A 25,758-nucleotide genomic window follows, 5' to 3' on the forward strand; every position below is an offset into this window, starting at 1 on the left:
GAATACTTTTGGCGTATGATCGGCATAAGTGCTTTTGATTTCTGTTAAAATCTCTAAAGATTAATCATAATCCTGTAATGAAACTACGGAAACCGGAATTAGTTACAGTCTATAAATTTAAAACTTTAGTTTTGCAAAAAAAAACCGACGCTCAACTCCCAATGAACAAGAAGAAGCCATTAGTTAACATACCTCCTGTACCTGCTGTATTATTATCGATTATTAGCGTACAGGGAGGTGCGGCAATTGCTAAAGGTATATTTCCTGTACTTGGGGCTGCAAGCACCGCATTAATCCGGATTGGGCTTTCAGCAGTTATCCTGATGATGGTCAACCGTCCCAACCTGAAATTGCTGACTGCAAAACAATGGAAGGCAGTTATTCCCTATGGGATATGTCTGGGTGCGATGAACCTGGTATTTTATCTGGCCATTAAAAGAATACCATTGGGCTTAGGGGTTACACTCGAATTTGTCGGACCATTGATGCTGGCTATATTTGGCTCGAAACGGATCGTGGATTATTTATGGGTTTTGCTGGCAGCTGCTGGAATCGCTCTGATTGCACCCTGGGGAAACAAAGGAATTGACCTGATTGGTATTTTCCTTGCTCTTGCGGCCGGAGGTTTCTGGGCAAGTTATATTGTATTGGGGGGCAGGATCTCTAAGCTGATGAACGGTGGGGATGCGGTTACAGTAGGGATGTTATTCGCTACGCTTGTTGTTCTCCCATTCGGTATCGGAAGCGGGGGATTGGGGCAGATGACACCTGTTTTGTTACTGCTTGGTATAGCTCTGGCGCTCTTATCAAGTGCAATTCCGTTCACACTCGAAATTAGTGCATTACGTCAGATGCCAGCCCGCACATTCAGTATTCTGATGAGCATTGAACCAGCTGTCGCTGCATTAAGCGGGCTGGTGCTTTTAGATGAACATCTGAACCTCTATCAATGGATTGCTGTTGCATTAGTGATTATTGCCAGTGCCGGCGCGACATTGACGGCTAAAAAAGCCTTACCTGCCGAACCTGTTATTTAGCAGGAGAATTTTCCAGACGTTTTCCCATCCAGTACGCAATCAATAAATTGGGTATCCAGCAAAGCCAGGAGACAGTTCTGTAGGCCGGAGTGAAATCATGCATTAAAAAAACAAGCAGCGGAAGCCAGATCCTCAGTGTTACTGCTGCAAAACAGGCTGCATAACTGTATAACATCATTTGCTGATGCAGCAGGACCTGTTTCCTGATGATATAGCTATAGGCAAGCCAGGTTGTGCCCAGCCAGATGATACCCAAACAGGTAAATCCTATGGAAGTGATCAGCCCTCCTGTCGCGTGATAGGCAATTTTCAGGCTGGCCACCGCACTCAGCAGACTTGCTATCACATAGATCTTTCCCGTTTGCCGGTGTAATTTTATATTTTTCTCTCTTAAGTTCCGGCTGAATTGTGTCCATCCGATTAATAAGGCAATTCCCCCTGCAACGATATGGATATAAAAAGCAATATTCCAGAACACGTTACTTAAAAGTTCCGCATCCTTAGATTTCAGCAGGGCAAACTTTCTGTCCAGGACGAAATACAATGTAGGGTAAAGACCAATTAAAATACATGCGAGGGCGAATACCAGCCAGATTATCTTTTTAGTTCTCATTTTTTATGCAGAAAATTTTCCTGTTCTTTTTTTAACCTGTCATTATATGCACTATTTACGTATGCATCATTGATACGTCTGTGTCTTTTGTAGTAATTCTTAAGTATTTTGTCCCTGGCCAGTAAAGAAAGAGTCTGTAAAGAGACTGGTTCGTAATTATCCCCGTCAGCACTTTTCCGGGAAAATAAATAGGGTGGAAGAGCTGAGAAATAAATTGTCCATTGCTCATTTTCCAGGGTACCATATAAAATATCAACTTCATCCTGCGAGGCTTTGAGATCTTTATGCTGGATTAACAATAATAAATAACACTTGTCCCTTTTCTGATTAAAAAAGACAGCATCATCTACTTTCCAATTGCTTTTTCTGAGTTTTTGAACACCTTGCAGATCTGAAGAAATCCATGTACGGAGACTGTGCTGTGTACTGAGCTGTACCTGATGATAAACGTCCGTTTTTTTGAAAACATCCAGCTGGGCATTATACAATGCCCTTTTCTGATCGGGATTAAGACAACCTGCAAGACCTGTAATTGAAATCAATACTAACAGGTACTTTCTTTCAAACTTATGGAGCATCGGTTTCCGGTTTATTAACGGTTCAGTGTCAAGTTTTTATACAGGTAATTTAAGAAGATATATTAACTAATTGAATTGAAAAGAAATTAAAATTTTAAACAGGCTTTAAAACGATTACAGAAAGGTAACACCCGATTGTTTATAGAGCTCAAATGCTTTGTGACTGATGTCTTCTTCAGTAATCAGATAAGAAAGTTCTTCCAGACGGCATACCGCATACGGATCTTTGGTATCCAGTTTATTGAAATTGCAAAGCACAGCTACCTGGTCAGAAGCGCTGATCATTGCCCTTTTAAGCTCGGCTTCTTCTTTATAAGTTGCTGTAACACCTTTTTCATCTATAGAGCAGGCACCAAGGAAAAAGATATCTGCACGATATTGCGCTGCACCTTTTACGGCCTCCAGCCCATATAAGGTTTCTGTTGCACTGATAAATTCTCCTCCTAATACTATGGTTTTGATGCCATTGTAATGCGCCAGAAGAGGGATAATCGCCATATTATTCGTAATAACAGTCAACCTGATATCTGTTGGGAATAAAGAGACAAGCGTATAAACCGAAGTCCCTCCATCCAGGAAAATGGTTTGTCCATTACTGATCAGACTCAGTGCTTTCAGGGCAATGACCTCTTTATCCTGGCTCAGGTATCCGATCCGTTCTTTAAAAGTAAGGGGGTTTTCAGCTCTTGGTATAGCGCCCCCACGTACTTTGGATAACAGACCATTTTTTGCAAGTTCTTCAATGTCGCGTCTGACCGTATCTTCAGAAATATTCAGCGCAGTACTTAGACTACTGAATTCTACAATTTTTTCCTGATCAAGTTTACCCAGTATATAATTAAACCGCTGTTCCTTTTTCATTGATCAGAATTTTTTAAAATAGTAAGATACACTGACTACCAGTAATAATAGTGCAATACAACATAAAGCAATAGGGAGGGAGCTGAAATAGGCAATTAATCCAATTCCGGCAGGTCCTGCCAGTGAACCTGCGTAACCCATTGTGGTCACCGCAGGTAAGGATACTGCTGCAGGTACGTTTTTTAATTTGCCGGCAGCACTGAAGAAAACAGGGACAATGTTCGCGGCACCCAGACCAACCAGTGTAAAGCCGGCCAGGGAAAGCCATCCCCATGGACTGGTTACTGCGACGATAAAACCTGTCGCCGAAATTAGTGAACCGAAACAAACGATCTTTTTCGGCTGTAATTTATCTACAAATTTGTCTCCTAACAAACGCATGGCTGTCATGGCAATAGAGAAAGCGGCATAACCTATCCCAGCAATAGCAGGGTCGAAGTTTTTAATATCCTTTAGAAATACTGCACTCCAGTCAAGGATAGAGCCTTCGGCAAGAAAAACGACAAAACACATCAAACCCAGGAAAATTACAGTGGATCCCGGCCAGGAAAATTTCACTTTTTCCTGATCTTCCGTTACCGGTTGTTCAGGCAGCAGATAATGATACTGGCTCAGCGCAATAATCAGTAATAAAACAGAGACTACGCAGGCCGCAATAAGCGGAGATAAACCGGATTTGATCATCCCACCAATAAAAAGCGGTCCCAATATTCCCCCCAGGCTATATAATCCATGGAAAGATGACATAATATGCTGCGTATAATGCCGCTCAATCTGAATGGCCTGGGCGTTCATGGCAACACCTATCGCGCCTATAGCTGCACCAAAGGAGAATAATGTTGCACCCATCGTTACTGGGGTATTCATAATTAAAAGCAGGGGAAGAATGATTGCAATCAGGAAACTTGCCACAAGGATTGTTTTTTTACTTCCAAATTTATGGATGAGAATCCCGGTTACAGGCATTATGACCAGTGCCCCGGTACCAAGCATCAATAATAGCAGGCCCAGGTTGGCATCATTAAATGCCAGACGGTCTTTAGTATAAGGGACCATAGGTGCCCAGCTGGCGGTTCCTAAACCAGAAACCAGAAAAAAAAGCATGGTCGATCTGCGTGCAGCAATCAGCGTTGGTTTTATTATTTCACTCATAGTTATGCGAAATTAAGCAAATTTGCATAATGTTGCAAAACAGAATAGTGATTTTAAGTATTCAGCGTATAGAACTCTCTTGTAGTATGTTTTAATGCATGCAAAGAATTGATTTCAGTGACAATGAAAAGAAGTAAAGACATTTTTATCGGATCAGACGGTTTCTGAAAACCGGGGATGGCAAAATGCGGCATTTGCTTTTCGTTGACTACCCCTCGGTAATGCTCATAAATCCCTATACTGTTGAGGTTTAATGTTGTCAGTAGTTTGAGGATCTGGTAGTTGTTGGTATCGTCGTCTTTGCCATGCAGATAAACCAGTAGTTCCTTCTGCACTTTTAAAACATAACTATAAACTGAAAATGAAATTTCATCATCCGGATACTGATCTTCAAATCGTAAAACAGCTATCAGGTGAGTAACGATTGTAGCATTGATACTTCTTTCCAGTAGTGACTTCTCTATGAAAATATGATTTTCTCCCTGTTGGGACTGATGTTGTTCTATGAAACTGTCAGGAACTTTTCCTTCCATTTTAAAGAAATCCTTTAACTGCGTATGCAGCAGCAGGAGTATAGTCACGCAAGCATTATATAGTCTTTGTAAAACTACTCTTCCTTCATCCTCATCATTTGCATCTTCCGGGAGATTAGTTAAGAACTGGTGGAGCTGATCTATCATGACCACCAGTGCATGCTGATGATAATGGAAATAATCTGTTAAAAATATAGCTTCTTGTCTGAGACTGATTTCTTTGAATGTATCACAGATGCGTTCGGTCTCCAGTGCAATATTTTCAATAAAATTATGTTGACTTTTCATCCAGCTTTCAAGCCTGTCATACTGAAGTAAGGCATTGACCATCGACTTGAATTGCTGCAGTTCATATTTCATGGTATTTCTGACGTTTATTGAAAAATTGAGTGTTAATTTTTAGTTGTTCCTTTTTCAGGTGCTTCATAAGCCCATTGTATGATATGGCGAATGGTTCTGACAATTTCTTCTCTTCCTGAAGGAGCATTGATATCAAGGCCACAAATGGTACCTCCGTTAATTTTGGCTTGTAAAACCAGGTAATAAATACCTGAAACCAATAAAGCACTTACACCTCTGAAACTAATCCCGGAATCTTTAAAATGCGGATCAGTCAGTTTTAACAGGCTGGCCCCAATATTTCCCCTGATATTACATATGCTGGCTATCAGAGAGCTTTTAGAAGTCAGTTCTTCTAAAATAAGACGCTGCATATCTTTTTCTTCATAAAAGAAAGTAAACTGGCGTTCCAGGATAGCGGAAATAATTTCCCTGGCTCTATCAGGAGTTTGGATGTCGTTAAATTCCTGCATTTTACCAGCAAACCTGAGCCAGTAATCTTTTTCCAGTATATAGGCTTCTACCAGAGCGTTCCCATCTCCGAAATAGCGATAAATGAGTTTTTTGTCTACACCAGCCTTGTTTGCAATTTTGTTCACACCTAAACCTGAATATCCTTTTTCTGTGATAATTTCACCTACTGCCTGCAACAATTTTCTTTTAGTTTGCTCTTTGTTCCTGTGTCTGACATTATCTTTACTTTCCATAGCCGGTAAGGGGATTGATTCACGCTTAATTATTCAATAATCTGCCGCTTGGAGCTACTGTTTTTTTGACATGAATGGCCCTGATCAGACTTGCTATAGGTGAAATGATTCTCATCGGAAGGAGTTAATGATGTTTCCTAAAAGGCAATATAGTGCATATTTTATTCAAAAGTGGTGACTTAGCATTTTTTTTACTATTTAGGTCTTTTATCGGTTTATTTAAAATCTGGCAAATTATTTTGTTCATGTATTCCCGGAAAAGACTGAAATTTTATTCTCTGTATATCTATTTACCAGGCTGAACTATTCAGTAAAAATAATCTAATAAATTAGTAAATGGGTGATTTGAAATTAAATTCAAAAGAAATTAAGAATCCGATGAATTAGGGGTTAATCCAGTGTATGAATGGAAAACAATATTTAATATACGCAAAGTAAAATTTATCCGTTATTTTGTACGATGAGACGATTTTTTACCTTTAAGACGATGATTTGCGGAGTTTTTATACTGACCGCTTCCCTAAATAGTTCTGCCCAGAAAAATGAGCTGAGAAAAAAACTACAGACGATTGTTCACGCGCATAATTCGACCATTGGTTTTTCGCTGGTAGATCTTCAAAGCGGCGATACGCTTACAGTGAATGGCGGACAGCATTTACCGATGCAGAGTGTTTACAAATTTCATCTTGCCCTGGCAGTTTTAAATCAGGTTGATCAGGGAAAATTACAACTGGATAAAAAGATACTGATTAAAAAAAGCGATCTTTTACCAAACACCTGGAGCCCGCTGAGAGACAAATATCCTAATGGAGAGGTCGAGGTGCCGTTATCAGAAATTTTAAGTTATACAATTTCTCAAAGTGATAATAATGGTTGTGATATTCTATTCCGCCTGCTGGGAGGACCTGCCCAAGTTAACCGGTATATCCATAGTTTAGGGATTAAAGAAGTCTCGATTGTGGCTACTGAAGAACAAATGCACAAGAATGAGCAGGTACAGTTTACCAACTGGACGACGCCACGTGCAGCTACACAGTTGCTGAAATTATTTTATGGCAAGAGTTTACTTTCCGAAACTTCACACGAATTTTTGTGGAAAGTTATGGCAGAGACTACTACAGGCCCGAACAAAATTAAAGGATTACTTCCTCCCGGTACTCCTGTTGCCCATAAAACAGGAAGTTCCGGAGCAAATAAAGCCGGATTAACCGCTGCATCAAACGATATAGGGATTGTAACATTGCCTAACGGAAAACATTTTGCAGTTGCAGCATTTGTATCGATGAGTAAAGAAGATGAAAAAGCAACTGATCTGATTATGGCCGAACTCACTAAAGCAAGCTGGGATTATCTGAACACAAAGAAGTAGCAGAACAGTAGACAGCTATTTAAAACCGTTGATCAGTTTAAGCTGATCAACGGTTTTTTTTTGAATGAAGCGATCGCATCATATGGCTATGTTAAATGTCATGCAGTTTATAAGAATTATATGATTGAATCGCTACTTTTATGTTCTATGCAGAATAGCTGGACAGAAATCAAAAATCAACTGGAGAAAATTTCGTCAACTGTTGCAGATAGTTTTAACAAACCTGCTGGTGACGAAGAAATTGCGCTATTGGAGATGCATTTGAAGCAATCACTGCCAGGTTTTTTTAAAGAATATTTAAAAACTTTTAACGGGCAACTGCATAACGAATTTAAACTGCCTTTTGTTGGGTACAATTGCCTGTTAAGTATAGCCGAAATCATTGATATCTATAAAAGGCTGCTAGACTTATTTGGAGATGAACCTAAAATTGATTGGGTTCAGGAGAATAAAGTTCAACCAGTTATCTGGGATAAATCCTGGATTCCATTTACAGCTTCTGAAACAAATACTAAAATTGCTCTCGATCTTAATCCTGGTATAAATGGTGTTTATGGTCAGGTTATTCAACTGTGGCCAGGCCAGGATCTGGAAGGTGATCATATTGTGATTGCAAGTTCATTTGAAGAGTTTAGTGAAAAAATATTAAGTTATCTAAAGGAAAAAAAATACAAATTGGAAGAGGGAAAAATGACCTTTACTGACAATTGGATAATATAGTTTTATGAAAAAAGGAAGTTTACTACTAATGGTACTGTCGCTAAGTACGTCCTTATACGCCCAAACAAATGACTTTACCGGGAGTTATAATGGCACAAAACCAGAGATCGCGATGGAACTGCTGATCTTACCCGGGAACAGGTTTATTTATTCATTGAGCTATGGGGCTGTTGATCAGTTAATTCTCGGTAACTGGAAAGTTGAAGGACAAAAAATATTTCTTCAGGAACAGAGAGATGATACAGAGCCATTTGTCGTATATGGTCGGAATAATGAACAATTAAAAAAAGGTAAACTCTTTATTTTTAGAGAATACGCGCAAAATACCGGGATTGGTTTTAGTTTCACTGATACTTTTACGACGGATAGTTTTAAGCTGTTAAACAGCAGTACACAGTCCTATTTTAACCATGTCAACCGTTTGAACGTAATTTCAAAACCGGTAACCAGTTTTTTCCTTTCCAATCCGATACGTGGAACTTCAGGCAGGAGCGCTGTTTATAATTTTAATCCGCCCACAGAATGGAATGAATTTTTATTGCTTTATGATGGAAATACAGACAGAGAATTGTTTACAGCCAGTTTTGTCCTGAAGGAAAATGTATTGTATAGTATAGGTCCGGAACAAAATGAAAGTCGTTTTGGTGCTAAAGAAGCGCTTCCTGCCGACTTCGATAAGATCTATTCCAGAGCCGCTTTAGGGAGACCTGAGTCCATTTCTCTACCAGATAGTCTTGATAATATTCATACCTATCATACACTGAAACCGCTCAAACATTTTATTTCTGTACTTCATATTCCTGAAACCGGAGCTTATTTTGAGACTAAAGATAACGATATAGCTTCTCCGGTTACTGATAATGTAAACCCGGCGTCCAATCCTCAAAAAAAACGTACGGTTAAAAAGAAGCAATAACCGATGGAATTATAGATTGACCTTCTTTTCAAAAATAAACCGAAAACCAGATATGCTGACCAAAACCAGAGGGATAAACCCCTTGAAAATAACCTGTCTTGCCACTTTATTTTTAATTTTTCTATGTTGCACCAAAACCAGGGCAGATGAGGCTGTCAGGGCAGGTGTGGTCCATATCAAAGGAAAAATCAATCAGCTTAATCAAAAAGCCAGAAGTTTGAACAGAGATTCTACCAATCAGGCTATTGCTTATGCTTATGAAGCCTATTTACTGGCTTATGAAAACAAATTTAAAATACAGGAAGCTGATGCACTGAGTGTACTGGCCGAAGGATATTTATACAATGATATTTACGATCTGGCTTTAGAATATGCCTTTAATGCGCTGGAAATTTATAAAAAAGAAGGAAATCAGAAACAGATTGGTGCCATCTATACGCTACTGGGCTGGATTTACTACGACGTAGAAAATGCAGAACTTTCCCTGAAATACCATACCCAGGCCTATGAGTTGTATAAAAAGACAGGGAATGAAGCTCAAAGCGCGACTTCCTTAAACGGGATCGGGTTAACCTATCAGTTGCGGAACGAATTCAAAAAGGCAGATGGTTATTTTAAACGAGTACTTTCTATCGCCGGTAAGTATAAAAATAAAGCATTGGTCAGTGCCGCTTACAATAACCTGGGGATAGGCAGTAATAATACCAATGAATATCTGCAGGCAATTAACTATTTCAATCTTTCCCTGCAGTTTTCTACCGGCAATCTGCTGTCGCTGGCAGAAGTGAATAACCAGATGGCTTTTTCGCTCATCAGGCTGGGCCGGTATCCTGAAGGTCTGGAGGCTTTAAAAAAGGCCAGGGGATACATAGACCGGTCAACCTCCAATTCAAGAAAGGAAAACCTGCTTGATAATTATAAAGTATTTTCACAGCTGTATAAACTTACCGGCGACTATAAACAGGCCTATATCAATATTGATAAGTACAATACCGTAAGAGAAGAGTTCCTCTCTAAAAATAAGGTAAATGCTTTAATTACCCTGACGATGAAGCGCGAAGCCCAGGAAAAGGAGCGGGAGATCAAGGCACTTTCTCTGGAGAAGAGCCTTAAATCCTATCAGCGCAATACGCTGGCTATTATTATTGTCCTGCTATTCATTATCGGATTTCTGTTATATAATAAACTGAAGACCAGACAACGAAAAAAAGCCGAACTGGCAGAGATAAAACAACAGCTTATTCAGAAAGAACTCGAATTGACTGTTTCAGATAAGATGGCACTTAATAGTAAATTAGCTTTCAATAATACTGAACTGAAAAGTTATGCCCTTTATTTATCCCACAGAAATGAGCTGATTACAAGCTTTATAGAAGACCTTGGTGCAATTGCACATAGCTGTCAGGAAGAGTTATCTTCCAGATTACAGAAGGTGATCAGTAAATTCAGATATGATATCAATATTGAGAAGTATGTAGAAGATTTCAATTTACAGATTGAAGCAAAATACCAGGACTTCTTTTATAATCTGAAACAAAAATTCCCGACATTAACTCAGAATGAAATCAGGTTATCGGCCCAGATCCGTTTGAACCTGACTATTAAAGAAATAGCTTCATTGAACAATATCTCAGTGAAGTCGGTCGAGATGGCCAGGTACCGTTTACGCAAACACTTCCTGCTCCCTCAGCAGGAGAACCTGAACGATTTCCTGAAATCATTTTAAACCCTATCCAGGGTATTTAAATGGCCGTTGTAGAGGTCGTGTAGGGGTAAGCTCCCGGCGATGTAGGGGTGGTAATATCGTTTTTAGCATCCGCTAATATTAGGTTTGATTAATCAACCAAACCAAATATTATGATTAAAAATTTACGATGGCCCATCCATTTATTATTGGGGCTGTTTGTTGCCATGTTTGCAGTAACATCAGCATTCGCACAGCCCGGTTTAATTAAAGGACAGATTCTGAATGAGGCTGATCAGCCCATTGGCGGAATTAATATAACAGTTAAAGGCACTACAGTCAGTACCAGATCGGGTGCCGACGGGAGTTTTTCGATCAGGGCTTCAGCAAAAGATATCCTTGTCTTTTCGGCAGTCAGTTTCAAAACACAGGAGATCCAGGTTTCCCCCGGTCAACCGATACTGGTGAAATTGCTCATGGACATGAAAGGGCTCGACGAAGTTGTGGTAATCGGTTACGGTACCCAGCGCAAGAGTAACCTCACTAGTGCAGTCAGCTCTGTCAGCGGAGAAAAATTACAGCAGGTAGCTTCAAGTAACCCTATCAATGCTTTGCAGGGCAGGGTTGCTGGTCTGACAGTCAGCAGTCCAGGAGGAAATCCCGGACAGGTAGCCGATGTCCGTTTGCGGGGGATAGGTACTTTTGGTGCCCACCAGCCCCTGTATATTATTGACGGGGTCCCCGGAGATCCCTATTTTCTGAGTAATACAGACATTGCTTCGATGGAAGTACTGAAGGATGGCGCGGCAGCCTCTATTTACGGTTCAAACAGCGCAAACGGAGTTATTCTCATTACCACTAAAAAAGGTAAGAAAGGAGCGCCCCTTATTGATGTTTCGAGTTATTACAGTATAGTTAATCCAACTAATAAATACAGTTTTCTGGATGCAGATGGTTATAAAAAAGTGCATACCCAGATGTATACCAATGCAGGCATACTGCCAGCTGCTTTTCCAGCTTATCTGACCCAAAGTAGTACGGCCAATACAGACTGGCAGAAACTCATTAACCGTCAGGGGATTTCACAGAATTACAATGTAGGACTAAGTGGAGGAGGAGATTATCTGACTTATGCCCTGAGTGGTGACCTGACAGATGATAAAGGTACTTTTATCGGGTCCAGCTTCAACAAGAAATCACTGAAGTCGAGGAATGATTTTACTAAAGGCATCCTCACTGTCGGAAGTAATATTATTTATTCGGAAACCAGTACACAGGCCGCTAAATTTGATACCAAGGACAGCTATTTCCAATCACCCTTACTACCTGTAATGGATAGTAATGAGAAATACGGTTATGCATTGACAGTAAATGGCTTGCCTAAATTTCAGAACCCCATTGCTGCCGATCATTTCCTGGATGGGTATACTAAAACCAAATATCTCGCCGGAAATATCAGGATCGGTCTGAAATTGTATAAAGGTTTAACTTATACGGCCAATCTCAATTATATCAGTAGTCAGACAGAGGATTATGCCCATAATCCGCCATACCGTGCCAATGCGAATGACCCTTTGGTTTCATATCCAAAAGTATATAACAGGATCTCAAATTATAAAGAACAGCTGATGGAGCATTTGCTGAATTATGATATTGATTTTGGTAAACATAGCATTAAAGCAGTGGCAGGTTATACTGCACAGGAAAAGACCAATAGATTTTTAAGTGCCACGGTAGATGGAAAAACTATTATCAGGACTGTGGTGAATGGTAAAATTGTAGAGACTGAAGTGCCGGGAGGATTCAGTGACCCTAATTTCAATACCATTACAGCCGGTTTGGGCGGAACTTTTAATGCTGCCGGTTCAAACAATAAATATGTACGTCTTTCCACTTTAGGAAGGATCAGCTATGCCTATGACCAAAAATACCTGTTGCAGGTTTCGGCCAGAAGAGACGGTTCATCTGTATTTGGCGAAGACAGACGTTACGGTGTATTTCCTTCAGCATCAGTAGGCTGGAATATCTATAAGGAATCTTTTATGCCAGAATGGAAATGGCTTAATAATTTGAAAATCAGGGCGAGTTACGGAGAGTTGGGGAATGAAGGCGGACTAGGGTTCTATGATCATCAGGCTTTAATTACCACTGCCAATACCTGGTCAGGTGGTTATGTCCAGGGATCAGGATCAACACCATGGCCTGGTTCTGCGAGTTACTCTTTGCTGAACAGGGACCTCCGCTGGGAAACTATTAAATCCCGGAATCTGGGACTGGATTTTGGCCTGTTCAATAATCAGTTAACCGGTGCCCTGAATTATTTCAATAACACAACCGATGGATTACTGATAACCAAAGAAGTACCCCCATCATCAGGGCTGGATAATCCAATCCTGAATGTTGGTAAAATCTCGAACAAAGGATTAGAACTTGAAACCAACTACAAATTCTCCCGGAATGACTGGCATTTTGACCTTGGTGGAGCATTCAGTCTGCTCAGGAACAAGGTGTTGAGTTTAGCCAACCAGGATCAGGTTCTCTATGGTACAGGTTTACGTTATGGAACCGATCATATTCCTACCCAGACCAGAGTAGGAAAAGAAATCGGGGCTTTTTATTTATATGAAGCAGAAGGGATCTTTCAGTCGGATGCCGAAGCTGCCAACTACAAAAATGCCAAAGGACAGGTTTTGCAGCCTAATGCTAAAGCAGGAGATATTAAATTTAAAGATGCCAATGGCGATGGAGTGATCGATGAGTCTGATAAAACCTATCAGGGATCTGGTTTTGCCAAATACGAATACAGTCTGAACCTGGCCATCAATTACAAAAACTTCGACTTGTCACTTTTCTGGCAGGGGGTAGGCGGCAATAAGATTTACAACGGGAACCGTTTTGAACTCGAAGGAATGGATGCTGGCAGAAACTTCCTGACCACGACACTCAATGCCTGGACACCACAAAATACGCAGACAGACATGCCACGTGCAGTGCTTGGTGATCCAAACAGAAATGCACGTGAATCAACCCGTTTTCTCGAAAATGGGGCCTATCTGAGACTGAAACTAGTGCAGTTAGGTTATTCCCTGCCTCAAACCTTGCTGAAAAGGATGAAGATTAACAGACTAAGAGTCTATCTCAGCGGACAGAACCTGATTACCTTCACTAAATATACAGGTCTTGATCCCGAAATCGGCACATTCAGCGCACTGGACACTGGTGTAGACAGGATGATGTACCCTCAGAACAAGAGATTACTTGCAGGTCTTCAACTGACTTTCTAACCTAAAATATTATCAGATGAACACTCATAAAATATATATACTCTGCTGTATCTGGCTTTTAGCCATAGGCTGTAAAAAAAGCGAACTGAATCAGCAGGTTCCAGATCAGTTAACGGTAGATAATTTCTGGACAACCAAAGACCGGGCACTTTCAGGGCTTGCGGCCGCTTATTCACAGCTGGAAGGATTTGTGGCCTGGGACAATTATGTAGAGGCACGTTCGGTAAGAGAGTTCTACAGAGAGGACTATGTTATTCCCGGATCAGATGCCTACAATTATCCCTGGTGGACTGAAAATTACACTTTTGAATTTACTTCCGGAAACTATGCCATTGATCTGCTCTGGCGGGAAAACTACAGGGGAATCAATTTTTCCAACCAGGTGATTGACCATGTCGGTGCCATGAGTAGTAGTTCTATTGACGATGTCAGTAAAAAACAGATTATCGCCGAAGCAAAATTTCTGCGGGCTTATTACCACTTTAAACTGTTGAATAATTTCAGTCAGCTAATCATCAGGGATAAGGTCCCAGCCTCAGAGGCAGAGTTATCCAAAGCTTTTTCTTCCAGGGCCGAAGTCTACGATTTTATTCTGAAAGACCTGAAAGATGCAGAGCCCGATCTGCCTTTAAGATCTGCCAGGCCAGCTACCGAACTGGGCCGGGTGACCAAAAATGCTGCACAGGCTTATTTAGGCAAAGTTAATCTCTACCGGGCCGGAGACGACAAAGCGAATGCTACGGCTTATCTTAAAGAAGCACATGACTGGTTACAGAAAGTGATTCTTTCCGGTCAGTATTCGCTGGATCCTAAATTCCTGGAGATGTTTAACGGGGTAACCAAAAACAGTCCGGAATCACTTTTTGAATTGCAGCAGTCGGCCGATGCGACCAGCGGAGCTTATTACCGTTCTTACCTGAGCGATTGGGTAGCGGCATCCGAAATTGGAGGTTATGGCGAGATTTATGGAACACCACGTTTACTCGCTGAAATGCTGAAAGAAGGTAAAATTGCCAATGGAGCTTATGATACCAGAGTTTATCAGACCTTATATTTTAATGACCCTTACTTCAATGACAGTAATAACCCGCAGGTTTATGGAAGTACTTATGACAGTCAGTTCGGCGCGGGTGCCCAGACCATCGCCTTCAGGAAGTGGATTCCGGCAACGCCCGACAGGATAGGGATGGCCAATGCGATTAATTTTCCGCTGATGCGTTATGCCGATGTGTTGCTGATGTATGCCGAAGTTTTAAATGAGCAGGGGAGTTCAGAAGCTGTGAATTATATCAACCAGGTCAGACAAAGGGCAGGTTTACCCGGTGTAGCAACAGGGGACAAACAAACCGTATTTAATCAGATCATTCATGAAAGAGTCATGGAATTTACACTGGAAGGCAGTCGTTTTTATGATTTAAGGCGCTGGGGTTTACTCAGTCAGAATATGCAGGCCGCTGGCAGAAAATTCAGTATGGATAAAGCATTTTATCCGACACCACTGAAAGAAGTCATTAACAATCCGGATGTCAAATAAAGTCCCTATGAATTTAAACAAACTGATTCTCTTGCTGAGCTGTTACCTGTTTTTAACACCAGGTAAACTGCATGCGCAGCAAGCAGACTGGGAGAACCCGAAGGTCCCCTCATTAAATACAGTATATCCCCATGCCTGGTTTATGCCGGATCAGCCAATGATCCGGTCACTGGATGGTTTATGGCGGTTTAAGATCGTTCAGAACCCTTCTTTAAGACCAGTGGGTTTCTTTAAAAATACAGCACAGACTAAAAACTGGGCGACCATTAAGGTCCCTGCGCACTGGCAGACTGAAGGTTTTGATAAATACATTTTTACTGATGTGGAATATCCTATACCACCCAATCCGCCTTTTGTTCCCCGGGATTATAACCCTGTAGGGTCCTATCAGAAAGATTTTACTATAGATCCTTCCTGGAAAGGCAAACAGGTTTTTATTCACCTTGGAGCAGTAAACTCATTTTTTTATTTATGGATTAATGATCAGTATATGGGCTTCAGTAAGGATAGTAAAACGCCATCAGAATTTGATATTACCAGGGCGTTGAGGAAAGGTAAAAACACAGTATCGATGCAAGTGTTCAGATTTAGTGATGCGACTTACCTTGAAGGGCAGGATATGTGGAAACTAAGTGGCGTGGAAAGAAGTATCTTTCTGATTGCCAGACCAGGGTTCCATCTGTTTGATTTTAAGGTGAAGGCAACGCTTGATAAAACCTATAAAGACGGGCAACTGGAGCTGGATGTTAAATTTAACAGGAAACCAGGGCAAGATGAGGCTAAGGGAAAAGTTAATATTTCCCTGGCAGACCCTTCGGGTAAACTGGTTTATCAGTCCCATCAATGGATACAGCATTCGCAGCAGCTTCATTTATCAGAAAAAATTGAAAACGTGAAGAGCTGGAACGCAGAACATCCAGAATTGTATACTTTAAAAATTGCGCAGTTGAATGCAGCAGGGCAGATTGTAGAAAGCCTGACGCACCAGGTTGGTTTCAGGACAGCAGAGATTAAAAATGGCTTGTTTCTGATTAATGGAAAGGCTATCAAGATCAAAGGGGTAAACCGGCACGAACACAACATGATTACCGGAAAAGTGATCACTGAAGCTGATATGCTTCAGGATATAAAGATCATGAAACAGCTGAACATTAATGCGATGAGGTGCAGCCACTATCCGAATTCCGAAAAATGGTATGCGCTGTGTGACCGCTATGGACTATACGTGATTGATGAAGCCAATATAGAATGTGATGGGATGAGTTTAACCCCTTTGAAAACGCTATCTGATAAACCAGACTGGAAGAATGCCTATCTGGACAGAATTACGCGGATGTGGGAAAGGGATAAAAACTTTACCTGTATTATTACCTGGTCGCTGGGGAATGAAAGTGGTTTCGGAGAGAATCTGATTGCCGGATATAACTGGTTGAAAACAAAGGACCAGACCCGCCCTGTACAATATGAGGTGGCCAAACCAGACCGTTATTCTGATATCTATTGTCCGATGTATAAATCGGTCACGGTCATGGAAAATTATGTGAAAACCTGGCGCGAAAGACCGATGATCCAGTGTGAGTATGCCCATATGATGGGAAACAGCGGTGGTAACCTGAAAGACGACTGGGACCTGATCTATAAACACCCACAGTTGCAGGGTGGTTTTGTCTGGGATTTTGCAGATCAGACTTTTGCCCGTAAAGATGACCAGGGAAATCCGATCTGGGCCTATGGCAGAGATATGGGAAAAGTGGGTTTAACCAGTGATACCAGTTTTTGTGCCGATGGTTTATTGAATGGAGACCGTAGTTTCCACCCTCAGGCCTACGAATTGCAAAAAGTATATCAGAATATCAGCTTTGAAGCGACAGATCTTAAAAACTATACTTTTAAAATAAAGAACCGGTTTGATTTTTCAACACTGTCAGCCTATGGCCTAAGGTGGTTTATTAAAGGAGATGGTCAGTCTGTAGCTCAGGGTGAAATTCCAGAAACAGCCTTATTACCACAACAGGAAAAAGCGATCAGACTGAACGTTCCGGATTTTGTTCCAAAACCAGGGACTATCTATTTTCTGACTCTGGAAGCCTATTTAAAAGAAGCCTCTGCTTTGTTACCTGCTCATTTTGTGGTTGCAAAAGAACAGTTCAGATTACCTGTAGCTGTGCCCTTTGTTCCGGCATTGTCCCAGCATACCGAAAAACTGAATATAGAAACTACCAGCGATCAGTTAATTTATCAAAGCGGCGAACTGAATATTGGGTTTAACCAGCGTACAGGTTTACTGGAAAGCTATGCTATTGCTGGTCAGCAATTGATTAAAAACGCATTGGAACCCCATTTCTGGCGTGCAGCGACAGATAATGATATCGGAAACAGTATGCAGATCAACAGTAAAATCTGGCAGACTGCCTTTCAGACAGCACAATTGAAATCTTTCAAAAATGAGCTTCCATCACCAGATAAAGCAGTGGTTATAACTGTGCATTATCTGCCGGTAGTTGAGCTGACCTGTACCACTATTTATACCATTCATAGTGACGGGGATGTAGACGTAAAATATCAGATGAAAGCCGGTGCAGGCAACTTTCCTGAACTGCAAAGGGTAGGGATGAGGGTAATTCTCCATCCTGAATTTGATCAGGTGAGCTGGCTGGGCCGGGGACCTTTTGATAATTATTCGGACAGAAATTATGCCGCCCATACTGATCTATATCAGATGAAAGCAGATTCTTTGTTTTTCCCTTATCCACGGGCACAGGAAAGTGGTTACCGGACTGGCGTGCAATGGGTTGCCCTGTTAAATCCTGCGGGAGTAGGTCTGATGGCTATAGGTGAACCTGAAATCAGTACCGGAATACTCCATTTTGATCTTCATAAACTGGATTTTGATAAAAATGCCCCGCAAAATGTTCATGGAGGATCGATGACTAATGATCCGTTGATCTGGTGGAATATCGACAGCCGGCAGACAGGCCTGGGCGGTGATAACAGCTGGGGTGCAAAAGCTCATGAGCAATACCGGCTTCCTTACCAGGATTATACTTATTCCTTTACCCTGAGACCTATATTCAAAAACCAGGTTCTAACAGAAAGAGCAAAAAAATAGCATAATATATTTGATGAAGCGATTATTATTTGTTGTACTCAGCTTTAGCCTGAGTACAACTTTCGGACAGAACCAGAGAGATTTATTTCCTGACGTATTAAGATTAGGTTACGAGGTTAAGACACCCACGCAGATTGAAGCCAATGTGTTTTCAGATCTGGGTGCCTGGCATGCTTATACTTTGCCTTCAGCCCCAAAAGATTATGGGGCATTTATAGGCCCGATGGTGATGGATATGAATGGGCAGTGGCTGGCAAATACGCTGGCGAAACTCAGATTCAGCATTGACGGTGAAGATTCGGATCCTGGTCAGGGGAAGATCAGTCAGCATTATTATCCGGGATTTTTACAACAGGATATCCGGATGGCTGATTTAAGTATCAGTTTACAGCTTATTTTTGTATCAGACAGAACAGCCATGATCCGGACGAGGATTACCAGCCAGTCTTCGAAACGACATAGAATCGGGCTGTCCTGGTCTGGTTCCTGTCTTTTAAAGGATACCCATTTAAAACAGCAGGGAGATCAGATCTGGATAGATTTTAACCAGGGACATAGTTTCCTGCTCAATTTTCCTGCAAAAGATAAACTCAGTTATCAACTGACAGGCAAAGGATATACTGCAGTTTTACCTGAGCGGATATTGGAACCGGGTGAAGTTTTTGAGACTACCCATACAGAAAGCTATTATCTGGACAAAGCAGAAATTCCTGTCAAAGCAGTAGCTTATAACTTTAACCAACAGTTTCTGGATAACCAGAGCCGTTGGGATCAATATCTGGATAGTTATTTCAATGCACCTGGTGTAAAACTGGCTGATAGTATTCAGCGCAGACTGGCTGTTAAATCTATTGTAACCCTGATGACCAACTGGCGGAGCAAAGCAAAAGATCTGCTGCATGATGGTGTGTTCCCTTCTTTGAATTACCAGGGTTTTTATGGGTTCTGGAGTTGGGACAGCTGGAAACAGGCAGTCGGTCTCAGTTATTTCTTTCCTGCACTGGCCCGGGAAAATATGCTGGCTATGTTCGATTATCAGGATCAGCACGGAATGATTGCGGATTGTATTTATACCGATCAAAAGGAAAATAACTGGCGCGATACCAAACCTCCACTCGCTGCCTGGGCAGTATGGGAAATTTATCAGCGCAAACCAGACAGGAAGTTTCTCGAAAGGATTTATCCCAAACTGGTCAGTTATCACCGGTGGTGGTACAAGAACAGGGATCATAATCAAAACGGACTTTGCGAATATGGATCTGCAGACGGGACAAGAGTAGCAGCATTGTGGGAAAGTGGAATGGACAATGCAGTCAGGTTTGACCAGGCTGTATTATTACAGAACAATGCCAGTGCCTGGTCGCTGAACCAGGAGTCGGTAGATCTCAATGCCTATTTGTATGCAGAGAAGAGTTACCTGGCAAAAATAGCTTTGACCCTGGGACTGGATCAGGATGCAGCCAACTGGAATGCACAGCTTTCTCCTTTAAAAAAGCTGATCAATGATACTTTTTATCAGGAGGCAAAAGGGTTTTATTATGATAAAATGCTGGATGGGAGTTGGGTAGAGGTGACGGGTACCGAAGGATGGATACCACTATGGGCAGGGATTGCAAGTCAGAAACAGGCTGCTTCGGTACTGAGGATGATGGAGAAAGAAAATAAATTCAATACCCCTGTGCCAATGCCAACCTTAGCTGCAGATCATCCGGCTTTTGATCCGTTAAAAGGATACTGGAGAGGTCCAGTGTGGCTGGATCAGGTTTATTTTGGGTTAAATGGTCTGCATCAGTATGGCTACGATAAGGAAGCTTCAGAATTTTTAATTAAGTTACTACAAAATGCAAATGGGCTGACAGGCAGGGAAGCGATCAGGGAGAATTACCACCCGGTAAGTGGCAAGGGCTTGAATGCCATTAATTTTAGCTGGTCAGCAGCACATCTTTTACTCATGCTTAAAGAAAATACGTTATGATACTTTCCGCGAAATATATTCAGGAACTACTACACAAATATTATGCAATGGAGGTTTCCGTTGAAGCCACAACTGGTTATGAAGATCAGAATTTTCTGCTAAAGGATCACCAGGGAAATAAGTTTATCAGTAAGGTGACGACCGATGACAGCCAGCTTTATTTTCTGGAAGCACAGCTCAGAACAATGGAGCATCTGGCAGCTTCACCTGTCGGTTCATTTATACAGAGGGTAGTGAAAAATACAACGGGGGAGCATTTGACCAGGATTTCTGAAAACGGAATCAACCTGTCTATGCGGGTATTAACCTATCTGGAAGGTGGTCTTATTGCAGATCTGCTGATTCCACAGGCTGAGATTTTTGACAGCCTGGGTTATCTGCTGGGCAGTATGGATAAACATCTGGAAGGTTTTGTACATCCTGCGGCCTACCGTTATAACGATTGGGATTTAACGCAAGTGCTGGACTGCCGGGAAAATCTGAAATACATCAAAGATCATGAAAAGCGGACTTTAGCGGCCTATTTTCTGCTTCAGTACGAAATGGAAGTTTTGCCTTTACTTCCGCAATTAAGAAAGGCTGTGATCCACAATGATGCCAATGATTATAATCTGCTGATCAATAATGGTCAGGTTACCGGCATTATAGATTTTGGGGATATGGTAGAAAGCGCGCTCATCAATAATCTTGCGGTGGCCTGTACTTATGCCCTATTCAGACAGTTTGAACCCCTGGAAGTAGCGGAGAGACTGGTTAGTAGTTATCATCAGGTGTATCCCTTAACCAGGCCGGAGCTATCTGTCCTGTATTATCTGATCGCTGCAAGATTATGTAAAAGTGTAACAACTTCTGCTTTCCAAAGAACGAAAAGCGAAAATAAACATCATTTTGTATCAGAAAATGATGCCTGGATTTTGTTATACCAATGGATTAAAATTAATCCGCTACAAGCCCATAACCGCTTTAATCTTTGTTGTGGCTATCCTTCTGTTTTTGGGGAAGATGACGGTTACAGCAATTTAAAAGAACAAAGAAAAATGCATATCGGGGCCAATCTCAGTATCAGTTATCAGAAGCCGCTTAAAATAATCAAAGGCGCTTTGCAGTATTTATATGATGATCAGGGTAATACTTATACAGACTGCGTCAACAACGTAAGTCATGTCGGGCATTGTCATCCACGGGTGGTGATGGCGATGCAAAAACAAGTGGCCAGGCTGAATACGAATACCCGTTATTTACATGATAGTCTGGTTCAATATGGAAAGATGATCACTGATACCATGCCTTCTAAACTTCAGGTCTGCTATTTTACCAATTCAGGGAGTGAAGCCAATGATCTGGCTATCAGGATCAGCAGAATGATGACCGGTCAGAAAGATATCATCGTGCTGGACCATGCTTATCACGGAACCTCAACTGTTGCGATGGAACTGAGCCCTTATAAGTTTGATGGGCCTGGAGGAACGGGACAACAGCCCTATATCCATAAAGGAATGAACCCAGATCTTTATCGCGGTCATTACCGTTATGGAGATGAAGACGCCGGACAAAAATATGCAGCGGCTATCGGCGAAAAGATTGATGAACTGAAAGAAAAGGGGACTGGGATAGCTGCTTTTATCTGTGAGACCTTATTAGGTGTAGGCGGGCAGATTCCTTTACCTGAAGGTTATCTGAAAGCTGTTTACCAGCGCGTCAGAGAAGCGGGAGGCTTGTGTATTGCTGATGAAGTACAGGTTGGATTTGGCAGAGTGGGAGAGCATTTCTGGGGTTTTGAATTACAGGATGTTGAACCGGATATCGTGGTTCTGGGCAAACCGATAGGAAATGGCCATCCGCTGGCTGCGGTAGTCGTTACTGCCGAAATTGCGGCGGCTTTTAACAATGGGATGGAATATTTTAATACTTATGGAGGGAACCCGGTTTCTATGGAAACAGGCATTGCAGTTTTGCAGGTTATACAAGATGAACAATTGCAGCAAAGAGCAAGAGAAACTGGTGATTATCTGGTGGAACAGCTCAGGGAACTGATGGAAAAATACCCGCTGATTGGGGATGTCAGAGGAAAGGGTTTATTTGTTGGTGTGGAACTGGTCAGAGACCGGGAAACCCTGGTTCCAGCGGTTCCTGAAATCAACGAAATTGTAGAACAGATGAAAGACCGGGGATTCTTGTTAAGTACCGATGGGCCTTTGCACAATGTGTTGAAAATCAAGCCTCCGATGCTGTTTAACCGCGAAGATGCAGCTTCATTTGTGGCTCATTTAAATGATGTGCTGCATGGCTATTCATAGGGCTTTTGCAAAAAAAACAATTTAGGGTGTAATAAAATAAGGAGTCTGCTGACTAAGGTTTTAAATCAACAGAATCATGAAAACAAAAAGCTTAATTATCCTGACTATCAGCACTCTTCTACTGATGAGTGTCACCTTGTATGCTAAAGCCGATCCAGCTGCCTTTCAGGTAAAGGTGACCGGTAAAGGCCAGCCTATGTTATTTATCCCTGGTGCTACCTGCAGTGGCGAGGAATGGAAAGAAACCGTTGCACGTTACAGTAACCATTATCAATGTCATGTTTTTACACTGGCTGGTTACGCGGGTGCTGCACCGGTAGAGTCAAAAGATTACCTGGATACCTATAAAACCGAAATCATTAAATACATCCGGGACAAAAAACTGAATAAAGTAATTCTGGTCGGTCATTCGATCGGTGGTTTTTTGTCACTTTGTATCGCTTCGGAAATGCATGACCACCTGGAAAGAGTAATTATAGTAGATGCAATGCCCTTTTTTGCAGCAGCGTTTAACCCGAATGCCAAAGCCGGATTTAATGAAGAAATGGCTAAAAATATGCTGGCAGGTTATGATAAAATGGATACGGAGAAACTGAGATCCAGTCAGCGGGGTATAGCTAAGTATTTATGTGCCGATTCTACTCAATGGGCAAAAATAGCAGAATGGGGAGTCCAGTCAGATCACCGGACTATGGCCTATACCATGAGTGAAATGCTTGGAAAAGATATCCGTCAGCAAATCTCATCCATTCAGGTTCCTGTACTGGTCCTTGCTGCTTTTATGCCAAAACCAGGTTCTCCTTTATTTACCAGCGAACATGTAACTGATATTTTTACCAAACAGTATCAACAATGTAAAACCTGCGTCATTCACGTAAGTCCTTCAGCGAAACATTTTATTATGTATGATGCACCTCAGTGGTATTACCAGGAAATTGATACTTTTATTAAAGCGGGCTAAATATCTTAGATCAAACCTATGTTAGCTAAACAGGAAATATTGTTTAATGAGTTGGTTAAAGCACATCATGCCAGTATTTACCGGATCTGCCGGGCATATCTTTATGATGTGTCCCATGCGGATGATTTATATCAGGAAATCTTGTTTCAGGTCTGGAAAAGTCTGCAGAATTTTAAAGGGGAATCAAAAGTTGGTACCTGGATCTATCGTATAGCCGTAAATACAGCAATTAGTTTTAACCTGAAGAACAAAAAACAACAGTTCGAATCCTTACCGGATTTTATCCAGGTACCATATGAAGAAACACTTCAGCAAAAACAGGAGCAGGAAACCCAGCTGGATCAGCTGCGTTACTGTATCAGTCAGTTGGAAACACCTGACAGGCTGGTAATTTCTTTAGTACTGGAGGATAAAAGTTATAAGGAAATTGCAGAAATCACAGGAACTAATATTAACAATGTGGGGGTTAAGATTAACCGTATCAAAGCGCGTTTAGTTAAACTCATGGAAAATAGAAAAGGAATATGAATTTTGAAGATCTGCAGAAAAGCTGGCAAGGTCAGCCTGTAAATGTCATCACAGATACCAGTAAACTCAAATCTTCTCTGCAAACCAGGTGGGAGAAGTATCAGTCTAAGCTGTTTAAACAAAAGGTGTATGGAAGTATTTTGCTCCTGGTTACACTGGTTGGAATCGGATGGGTTTATCTTGCCTTTCACGAGCTGTTCAGATGGCCCTTTACTGTAAGTATTGCTGCGATGTATGCTTTAATACTGGTTTATATTTTTGTAAGCTGGAAAAGTTATGCGTTTAAAAAAGAAAATCTGGAGAGCTCCAGTGCAGGATATATCAGTTATCAGCTGGATAAATTAAAGTGGCAACGCAAAACGGTTACTTTATACACCTGGATTTACCTGGTTTTACTATGGCTATCTCTGGTGATGTATATATCAGAAGTCGCGGCTAAAGGAACGGTCTTTTTTCAGTGTATGGCTGTACTGGTTGTTACAACTTACATTCTGGGTGTACACTTGTGGTACAGATATAAAAAGCAAAAGAAAGTGCTTTCTGAAATTGATGAAATGACTGCTGATCTGCAACAGATCAGGCAAGAGTTAACGGATTAAACCTGATGCTCCCGCCAAACGGAAAAATTTGACGGGTAGCCAGATTTATAGCGGTGGCCATCAGAAGGCTGTTGAGGTAATCAACTCCTTCAGACTTTCAAGGTTTCCCTTTACTGCATCCATTTTTTGATAAGCCAGATCATAGGCATCCTGGCCCAGGAAAAGATGTAAAGGAGGATTGGGCTCGGTAGCTACCTGAATAATAGCTGCTGCGGCTTTTTCAGGATCTCCCTGCTGGTTGCCGTCAATCAGGTTCTGATGCTGATCCTGTGATTCGCGAACTGATTGGTAAGCATCTATCTGATGTTTCGGTACATTTAAAGAATCTGTAGACAAGAAACTAGTGCGGAAATATCCTGGTGAAACTATAGTCGCATGAATGCCAAAAGGTTCGGCTTCGGCGGCTAAGGCCTCAGTGAAACCCTGAACTGCAAACTTTGTCGCACAATAGATTCCAAATCCCGGGAAATAACCTGTAAAACCACCTATTGAAGAGATATTAAAAATGTGTCCGGACAACTGTCTGCGCAAATGCGGCATGACCTTGCGGATTACATTTAATGAGCCGAATACATTGATGTCAAAATTTGCCCTTGCTTCTTCGTCACTCAATTCTTCCAGACTGCCTGCCAATCCGTAACCAGCGTTGTTCACCACGACATCTATACGGCCGAATTGTTGAATTGTTTGGGCAATGGCCTTTCCGACACTATCTTCAGATCTCAGGTCGACATTTAAAGGCAGGTAGTTCGCAGAAGGTTTTGCATCGGCACCTTCATTGAGCTCTTCGATACTTCTGGAGGTCGCAGCCACCTGGTGACCCTGATCCAGTAATTGTTTGATTAAGGCAAGACCAAGACCTTTGGAGGCTCCGGTTACAAACCATACTTTTTGATTATCCATTTTGATTTTTTTATAATACAAATGTATCTCAAAGCAACAGGCAGGTGTTTACATAATTC

General features: G+C 41.5%; 20 protein-coding genes. 13 read left to right on the top strand and 7 right to left on the bottom strand.

The features are described 5' to 3' along the window. Nucleotides 1–131 precede the first annotated feature (131 nt). Entirely contained in the window at nt 132–1,037 is a 906-nt protein-coding gene (locus HDF25_RS21210; RefSeq protein WP_260409432.1) for an EamA family transporter, read from the top strand. Here HDF25_RS21210 and HDF25_RS21215 read toward each other — a convergent pair. From HDF25_RS21215 to HDF25_RS21240, 6 genes are all read right to left on the bottom strand, one after another. Then, nucleotides 1,030–1,650, bottom strand: coding sequence for a DUF2306 domain-containing protein (locus tag HDF25_RS21215; protein ID WP_184628403.1), 621 nt, complete (start codon nt 1,648–1,650; stop codon nt 1,030–1,032). The two genes, HDF25_RS21210 and HDF25_RS21215, sit on opposite strands and share 8 nt — an antisense overlap. Further along, nucleotides 1,647–2,228 carry a hypothetical protein gene (locus HDF25_RS21220; RefSeq protein WP_184628404.1) on the bottom strand — a complete coding sequence of 194 codons (582 nt, stop codon included), beginning with the start codon at nt 2,226–2,228 and terminating at the stop codon, nt 1,647–1,649. The genes HDF25_RS21215 and HDF25_RS21220 overlap by 4 nt, the downstream gene beginning before the upstream one ends. Before the next feature lie 114 nt (nt 2,229–2,342). Further along, nucleotides 2,343–3,089 carry a DeoR/GlpR family DNA-binding transcription regulator gene (locus HDF25_RS21225; protein WP_184628405.1) on the bottom strand — a complete coding sequence of 249 codons (747 nt, stop codon included), beginning with the start codon at nt 3,087–3,089 and terminating at the stop codon, nt 2,343–2,345. 3 nt (nt 3,090–3,092) lie between these two features. Then, nucleotides 3,093–4,241: an MFS transporter gene (locus tag HDF25_RS21230; protein WP_184628406.1), complete on the bottom strand. Its 1,149-nt coding sequence runs from the start codon at nt 4,239–4,241 to the stop codon at nt 3,093–3,095. Between the two features lie 53 nt (nt 4,242–4,294). Continuing rightward, nucleotides 4,295–5,134, bottom strand: a complete 840-nt coding sequence (locus tag HDF25_RS21235; protein WP_184628407.1) for a hypothetical protein — start codon at nt 5,132–5,134, stop codon at nt 4,295–4,297. Nucleotides 5,135–5,166: 32 nt separating this feature from the next. Next, a complete protein-coding gene (locus tag HDF25_RS21240; protein ID WP_184628408.1) occupies nt 5,167–5,820 on the bottom strand; it encodes a TetR/AcrR family transcriptional regulator in 654 nt (217 codons plus the stop codon). A 487-nt stretch (nt 5,821–6,307) separates the two neighbouring features. Here HDF25_RS21240 and bla point away from each other — a divergent pair, with 487 nt between their 5' ends. The 12 genes from bla to HDF25_RS21300 all read left to right on the top strand — a co-directional run bounded on the left by bla (nt 6,308) and on the right by HDF25_RS21300 (nt 24,796). Further along, the gene (bla, locus tag HDF25_RS21245; RefSeq protein ID WP_221450991.1) at nt 6,308–7,189 is read left to right on the top strand and encodes a class A beta-lactamase, subclass A2; all 882 of its coding nucleotides are present in this window, start codon (nt 6,308–6,310) and stop codon (nt 7,187–7,189) included. Nucleotides 7,190–7,309: 120 nt separating this feature from the next. Beyond that, a complete protein-coding gene (locus HDF25_RS21250; RefSeq protein WP_221450983.1) occupies nt 7,310–7,909 on the top strand; it encodes an SMI1/KNR4 family protein in 600 nt (199 codons plus the stop codon). Between the two features lie 4 nt (nt 7,910–7,913). Then, nucleotides 7,914–8,825: a hypothetical protein gene (locus HDF25_RS21255; protein ID WP_184628410.1), complete on the top strand. Its 912-nt coding sequence runs from the start codon at nt 7,914–7,916 to the stop codon at nt 8,823–8,825. Nucleotides 8,826–8,877: 52 nt separating this feature from the next. Next, nucleotides 8,878–10,551 carry a tetratricopeptide repeat protein gene (locus HDF25_RS21260; protein WP_184628411.1) on the top strand — a complete coding sequence of 558 codons (1,674 nt, stop codon included), beginning with the start codon at nt 8,878–8,880 and terminating at the stop codon, nt 10,549–10,551. A 131-nt stretch (nt 10,552–10,682) separates the two neighbouring features. Beyond that, nucleotides 10,683–13,793 (top strand): SusC/RagA family TonB-linked outer membrane protein, encoded by a 3,111-nt coding sequence (locus tag HDF25_RS21265; RefSeq protein WP_184628412.1) that lies wholly within the window; start codon nt 10,683–10,685, stop codon nt 13,791–13,793. A gap of 16 nt (nt 13,794–13,809) precedes the next feature. Beyond that, the gene (locus tag HDF25_RS21270; RefSeq protein WP_184628413.1) at nt 13,810–15,327 is read left to right on the top strand and encodes a RagB/SusD family nutrient uptake outer membrane protein; all 1,518 of its coding nucleotides are present in this window, start codon (nt 13,810–13,812) and stop codon (nt 15,325–15,327) included. A 7-nt stretch (nt 15,328–15,334) separates the two neighbouring features. Further along, nucleotides 15,335–18,436 carry a glycoside hydrolase family 2 TIM barrel-domain containing protein gene (locus HDF25_RS21275; protein ID WP_184628414.1) on the top strand — a complete coding sequence of 1,034 codons (3,102 nt, stop codon included), beginning with the start codon at nt 15,335–15,337 and terminating at the stop codon, nt 18,434–18,436. A gap of 13 nt (nt 18,437–18,449) precedes the next feature. Further along, the gene (locus tag HDF25_RS21280; protein WP_184628415.1) at nt 18,450–20,411 is read left to right on the top strand and encodes an MGH1-like glycoside hydrolase domain-containing protein; all 1,962 of its coding nucleotides are present in this window, start codon (nt 18,450–18,452) and stop codon (nt 20,409–20,411) included. Beyond that, nucleotides 20,408–22,708, top strand: a complete 2,301-nt coding sequence (locus HDF25_RS21285) for an aminotransferase class III-fold pyridoxal phosphate-dependent enzyme (protein ID WP_184628416.1) — start codon at nt 20,408–20,410, stop codon at nt 22,706–22,708. The genes HDF25_RS21280 and HDF25_RS21285 overlap by 4 nt, the downstream gene beginning before the upstream one ends. A gap of 76 nt (nt 22,709–22,784) precedes the next feature. Next, nucleotides 22,785–23,669 carry an alpha/beta fold hydrolase gene (locus HDF25_RS21290; protein ID WP_184628417.1) on the top strand — a complete coding sequence of 295 codons (885 nt, stop codon included), beginning with the start codon at nt 22,785–22,787 and terminating at the stop codon, nt 23,667–23,669. A gap of 18 nt (nt 23,670–23,687) precedes the next feature. Then, nucleotides 23,688–24,197 (top strand): RNA polymerase sigma factor, encoded by a 510-nt coding sequence (locus HDF25_RS21295; protein WP_184628418.1) that lies wholly within the window; start codon nt 23,688–23,690, stop codon nt 24,195–24,197. Then, nucleotides 24,194–24,796, top strand: a complete 603-nt coding sequence (locus tag HDF25_RS21300) for a hypothetical protein (protein ID WP_184628419.1) — start codon at nt 24,194–24,196, stop codon at nt 24,794–24,796. Before HDF25_RS21295 ends, HDF25_RS21300 begins: the two co-directional genes overlap by 4 nt. Nucleotides 24,797–24,856: 60 nt before the next feature. Here HDF25_RS21300 and HDF25_RS21305 read toward each other — a convergent pair whose 3' ends face one another. Beyond that, nucleotides 24,857–25,699, bottom strand: coding sequence for an SDR family NAD(P)-dependent oxidoreductase (locus tag HDF25_RS21305; protein WP_184628420.1), 843 nt, complete (start codon nt 25,697–25,699; stop codon nt 24,857–24,859). Nucleotides 25,700–25,758 lie beyond the last annotated feature (59 nt).

The sequence above is a fragment of the Pedobacter cryoconitis genome (assembly GCF_014207135.1).
In the GTDB taxonomy this organism is placed as follows: domain Bacteria; phylum Bacteroidota; class Bacteroidia; order Sphingobacteriales; family Sphingobacteriaceae; genus Pedobacter; species Pedobacter cryoconitis_D.